The organism is Armatimonas sp. (assembly GCF_043757465.1).
Lineage (GTDB): Bacteria > Armatimonadota > Armatimonadia > Armatimonadales > Armatimonadaceae > Armatimonas.
This window is the reverse complement of record NZ_JAYVPL010000100.1, coordinates 1-5,292: the sequence shown is the minus strand read 5'-3', so window position 1 is coordinate 5,292 and position 5,292 is coordinate 1. Positions and strand designations below refer to the sequence as shown.

At 57.4% G+C, this 5,292-nt stretch carries 5 protein-coding genes; all 5 read left to right on the top strand.

Annotated elements, in window-relative coordinates:
• Nucleotides 1-300 precede the first annotated feature (300 nt).
• The 5 genes from ACH2ED_RS13010 to ACH2ED_RS12990 all read left to right on the top strand — a co-directional run bounded on the left by ACH2ED_RS13010 (nucleotide 301) and on the right by ACH2ED_RS12990 (nucleotide 5,029).
• Nucleotides 301-1,326, top strand: a complete 1,026-nt coding sequence (locus tag ACH2ED_RS13010; protein ID WP_395091692.1) for an aldose 1-epimerase family protein — start codon at nucleotides 301-303, stop codon at nucleotides 1,324-1,326.
• Nucleotides 1,327-1,587, top strand: coding sequence for a hypothetical protein (locus ACH2ED_RS13005; RefSeq protein ID WP_395091689.1), 261 nt, complete (start codon nucleotides 1,327-1,329; stop codon nucleotides 1,585-1,587).
• Nucleotides 1,588-1,596: 9 nt separating this feature from the next.
• Nucleotides 1,597-3,252, top strand: coding sequence for a hypothetical protein (locus ACH2ED_RS13000; protein WP_395091687.1), 1,656 nt, complete (start codon nucleotides 1,597-1,599; stop codon nucleotides 3,250-3,252).
• An 80-nt stretch (nucleotides 3,253-3,332) separates the two neighbouring features.
• Nucleotides 3,333-4,151: a tetratricopeptide repeat protein gene (locus ACH2ED_RS12995; protein WP_395091686.1), complete on the top strand. Its 819-nt coding sequence runs from the start codon at nucleotides 3,333-3,335 to the stop codon at nucleotides 4,149-4,151.
• Nucleotides 4,152-4,285: 134 nt separating this feature from the next.
• Nucleotides 4,286-5,029 carry a hypothetical protein gene (locus ACH2ED_RS12990; protein ID WP_395091683.1) on the top strand — a complete coding sequence of 248 codons (744 nt, stop codon included), beginning with the start codon at nucleotides 4,286-4,288 and terminating at the stop codon, nucleotides 5,027-5,029.
• Nucleotides 5,030-5,292 lie beyond the last annotated feature (263 nt).

Sequence of the window (5,292 nt, the reverse complement as noted above, 5' to 3'; positions counted from 1 at the left end):
GAGTGTTTACGGCTCGGACGGAGCCTTTGGGAGCTAACGTAAGGGATTGCCCTATGCGTTTCCCAAGAAGCCTGATGCTTGGCATTGTTGTTTTTTGTAATTGTGTCCTAGACATAATTTCAGAAGCTCTCTGCTTTAGCGGAGGGAGTCGTCACAACGACAGATTTGAACGGGGAGTGTCTGCGGCTCCGCATGTTCAGGCCAAGCTACGGGATCTCCAGCGAGAGCACCCTGAGCTTTCGCCAGAACTAAAGGGTCTGCGTATCGGCGAGGCGAGTAACATCAGGTAAAATTGAGAGCATGGCAACTCTCTTTGGTAAGACCTACGCACGCCGTGAGCTCGCGCAGCGGGTGGGTGATCTGATTCAAGTCGCGGGCGTCGAGCGCTTCACCTACGAGGAAGGAGTCCAGAGCGGCGTCAAGGCGGCGCGGGTGCGCTCTGGCGGCGGTTTAGACTTCACGGTTCTCTTCTCACGCGGCATGGACATCGGGGCGGCGAGCCTCTTTGGCGTCCCGTTTGCCTGGGTCTCGGCGACGGGCTGGGCGAGTCCGCATGCGTTTGTCCCTGAGGGTCGCGGCTGGCTCCAGACCTTTCACGGCGGACTGCTCACGGGCTGCGGTTTAACGAATGCGGGCGCGTCCAATCAAGACGGCGAAGAAGCTCTGGGCATTCACGGGCGCCTCTCGCACATCCCGGCGGAGAGTGCGAGTGCCTGGACGGACTGGGAAGGCAGTGGGGCCACGGTCTTTGTGGAAGGGACGATGCGTGAGGCCACTGTCTTTGGCGAGAACCTACGCCTCAAGCGCACGATCTCCACGCCCGTGGGCGGCACGAGCATGACGATCACCGACACCGTCACCAACGAGGGCTTCAAGACAAGCCCGCTGATGCTGCTCTACCACTTAAATTTTGGCTGGCCGCTGGTGGACGACGGCACCGTGATTCGCTTCCCTGAAGGCACGACCAGCATCCCGCGCGATGCCGCCGCCGAGGCGGGCCACGCTACCGCCAACACCCTCACTGCCCCCACCCCGGACTACGCCGAGCAGTGCTTTTTCCATGACATTCCCACTGAGGACGTCGTAATTGAGATGGTGAATTCCTCGGGCTTTGGCGTGCGAATCGCCTACAAAAAATCCGAGTTCCCACACCTGACAGTCTGGAAAATGATGGGCGAAGGTGAGTATGTCTGCGGCATCGAGCCCGCGAACTGCAAAGTGCTAGGCCGCGCCGCCGAGCGCGAAGCCGGACGCCTCCAGCACATCGCCCCCGGCGAGACCCGCCGCTTCGCCGTCACAATAACCGCGTTTTTGGAGGAAAAGTAGATGTACTGGTACCGTATTGATATTGATCAGAGTGAAAAAACTCAGTCCGTTATGGGTGGCTCAGAACTGTCTCCTTCAGAGCTTGACATAGCCCTACAAGGCGAGGGCTATGTCTTGCTGAAGGCGCTTTTTTACCGCGATGCCCAGCGCCGTTTTCAGAAGTGGTCAGAGTGGGACTCATCGGTGAAGGAAGAGATCTGGATCAATCCCAAACGCGTCATTACCTTTCAGGAGCTTGCTGCTAAGCCAGAGACGGAGTAACCCACACCTGTGCCAGAGCGGCGGTTCACTCTTTTTCTCGGGGCACTGGCGCTGATGTTAGCATCGGTGCCGTATCTGGTCGGCTGGCTTCTCACGCCGACGGGGCATGTCTACACCGGGCTGACGACCAATATTGACGACAGCTATGTCTACTTAACCTGGATGCGGCATGTGGCAAGCGGCGCGTTTTTCCAGCACAACCAGTTCTGCGCCGAGCCGGAGGCGCGCCAGACGCTGCTTTTTAATCTCTGGTTTTTAGTTTTAGGAACGCTGAGCCGGGCCTTGCCCCCGATTCTAGTCTTCCATCTGGCGCGGATTTTAGGAGGTGCCGCACTACTCTGGGCCGTGGCGCGGCTGCTTGGGCTGGCCGTAAGTGACGAGCGGGCGCGCAAGCTCGCCTTTGCGTTGGTTTGTTTCTCCGCCGGGCTGGGCTGGCTGATTCCGGGCAATCCCTCCCTGAAGCCTTTTGCCTTCGCCAAAGCGACGATAGATACGTTTCAACACGAGGCCATTACGTTCCAGTCACTCTACTACTCCCCGCTCTTTGCGCCCGCGACGCTGGCGATGGTTGTGTTTATAACGGCACTTCTGCGCTCCGAGCAGACGGGCAAGCTGCGCGACACACTCCCCGCGTGCCTCGCCGGATTTCTTCTGGGCAACAGCCACACCTATGATGTGATCCCGCTCTTTGCCGTCGCGCTTGTCTGGCGACTGGCGAGCGATATTTCGCAGCGCAAAATGAGTACTGTGGGCTGGATTCGGCTCGTCGTGATCGGGGCGGCGGCCTTGCCAAGCACGGCGCACATCGCCTATGTCCTTAAAACCGATGCGATCTTTCGGGCACGCGCCAACGAGACCGAGCCAACCTACACGAGCCTGCTGCCCTGGGTACTTCTGGGCTACGGCTTTCTCTTGCCGCTGGGCATCCTGGGGGCACTCCAAAAAACCACACCGGGGCGCAGCTTGCTTATTTGCTGGGCGGTTGTCGGAGTGGCCGTGGCCTACCTGCCCTTTGAATTCCAGCGCAAGTTGCTTATGGGGCCGCATATTCCGATTGCGCTTTTGGCGGGCATCGGGCTGAGCACACTCGCGGGCAAGCTGAGCGGCGACTTTCCAAAGATTCTCGCGCTCTTCGGGGTGCTTATCACCGTTCCGTCCAATGCACTTCTGCTGCTGCGTGACATCACGCGGCTACAAAACAACGAGTCAGGAACGGCCTACCGCCCCTATCTCAGCAGCGACGAAGCAAGTGCGCTCGCCTGGCTGCGCGAGAGTGCTCCCGCGGATTCGATTGTGCTAGTCGCGCCCGATCCGACAAGCCATACACGCTTTCCCAACACTCCCCTCATGCCACATCTGGCTGCCGCAGTTCCGGCGCACACGCGCTGCATCAGCTACAACGGTCACTGGAGCGAGACCAAGGCGTACGGGCGCAAGCTCGACGAAACCAGACGCTTCTTCTCCCAGAGCACCAATGACAGCCAGCGGGAAGCCTTGCTGGTCACCCACAAAATCCGCTACATTCTCTACCTCAATCGCCTTGCAGGAACCGATTTAGGGAGCTATGTTCCGGTGGACTGGGCCGTGGGCAAGCAACCAGGAGCACTGCACCCGGTCTACACCGGCTCAGAGGTAACTATTTTCGAGGTGTCTGCCGACGATTAAGACACGGGAGTCTCACTTTTGTGTAAAGTGCCATAATTTTCCCGGAAGGAAACAAATCAGCAATGTCACTATGGGGGAGGATGCTACGGCGCAGCGAAGATGCAACGGATTATGATCGAGCGGTGCGTCTCTTCGATGAAGGGAAGTACGAGACCGCAATCACCGAGTTCCAGGCTATCCTAAGCCACCCGCGCCTCAGCCCCCTCACCGACGGCTTGTCACGTTTCTACCTGACCGAGGCCCATGCCGCGCAGGCAAAACACCAAGCGGCACGCAACGCCTCCGTGCAGGGAAGGGCCCTCCTAGATAAGCATGCCGCCGAAGAAGCCGCAGCACACCTGCGCCAAGCGCTCACCCTCCATCCTCACTACGCAGACCTGCACTTTCGCCTTGGCTGTACCCTTCTCACGCTAGAGAAGCTTGGCGAAGCCTCCGCGGCGTTCACTCAGGCACTGGCGATCAACCCCAATTATGCGGATGCGCGTCGCCTCAACGAAGCCGCACAGCTCGGTCAGGAAGCGGCAGAGCTTGCTCTCTCTCAGCTCCCTCCCAGCCTAGAGGACTCCATCGCGCTGCACTCCCGGCTAGCACTGGATCTCTACCGCAAGGGAGATTTTGAGGCCGCAGCGGATTCCTACCGCCAAGCGCTCGCACTGGCTCCCACCTACCCGGATCTCCACAACCAGCTCGGGGTTGCCCTGCACGCCGCCGACCAGGACGACGAGGCATTGCAAGCATTCACCCGTGCCTTGGAGATCAACCCACGCTATATCGAAGTACGCCTCAACCGCTCGGTCGCCTTGCGCTGCCTGGGTCGTGAGAAAGACGCACTCGAGGAGCTGGAGCGTGTCTTAGAGATCGATCCCAAGAATGCCGCCGCCCGCGAGGCTCTTGGTTAAGTCCGCCATCTCAGTGCTCTGGTGAATCACCTGATCCTGATCGGTCTTGGACGCAACCATTGCCGTCTTTATCACAAAACGGGGTGTGCTAGTTTGTGCAGCGGGTTCGGCAGGCGGAGCGGGTATCTTCTTAGGTGACGAAACCAAAGGAATTTACCATGATCGCTCAACCTGCCGTGCTCGCATTATCGCATGAATTTAGCCGAGAAGACCTCTTCAGTGTCGTTTTTATTCTAGTGGATGACTGGATGATCAAGACCTATGGCAGTGGAAACCTGCCCCGAGAAACCCAAGCACCCAAGTTCACAGACTCGGAAGTAATGTCCGTTATTCTCGTTGGAGAGCTTTGTCATGCTCCTCGCGAGCAAGGGTGGCTTCGTCAAGTAAGGGCTTCTTACCTACATCTGTTTCCCCTAATGCCTGAAAGGAGTCGTTTTTGCCGGAGAGCACAGAAAATAGTCCCTGCTTTGATTGAATTTCGCCGTCAAGTGCTCCATTGGGCCGATGCAGACCTCAAACCAATCCGGCTTTTGGATAGTTTGCCTTTGCCTTTGTGTTCTAACTGGCGTGTCCACCAATCCAGCCAGCCTATCAGCGGCACCTCTTGGGGGTATTGTTCCAGCAAGAAGTCCTACTATTTTGGTCTGCATCCTTTGGCACTTGTCACAGAGGAAGGCTTTATTGATGAGCTTTTTCTGGCTCCGGGCGACAAGGTGGATTCCCCCCTGCTCAATGCGTTTTTGAGTCAGTGCGCCACTCTAGGCAAGAATGTTTCCGGTCAAGAGTGGGTTGGCGACAAAGGTTTTGTGAGCAAGGCTCGTGAAAAGTGGGCCAAATCGCTTTTGGGTCTGACTCTGCACATTCGCCAGCGTGATTAATTCGCCAGCGTGATTACAAGAACTTCACGCCTGCCTTTCAGACATTGCTCGACAAGATTCGCCGCCCCATTGAAGGCTTCTTTTCCGTTCTGACGAATTGCTTTCACTTGACGGATATGTTGGTAAAAACAGATATTGGTATTTATCGTCGTGTTGAAGCAAAGATTACAGCCTTCAATCTGGCTCGTTATTTCAACCTCGTCTTAGGACGTGATCTGGCTGAGGTCGCTCGATATGCCGTCTGAGAAATTAGCACACCCCGT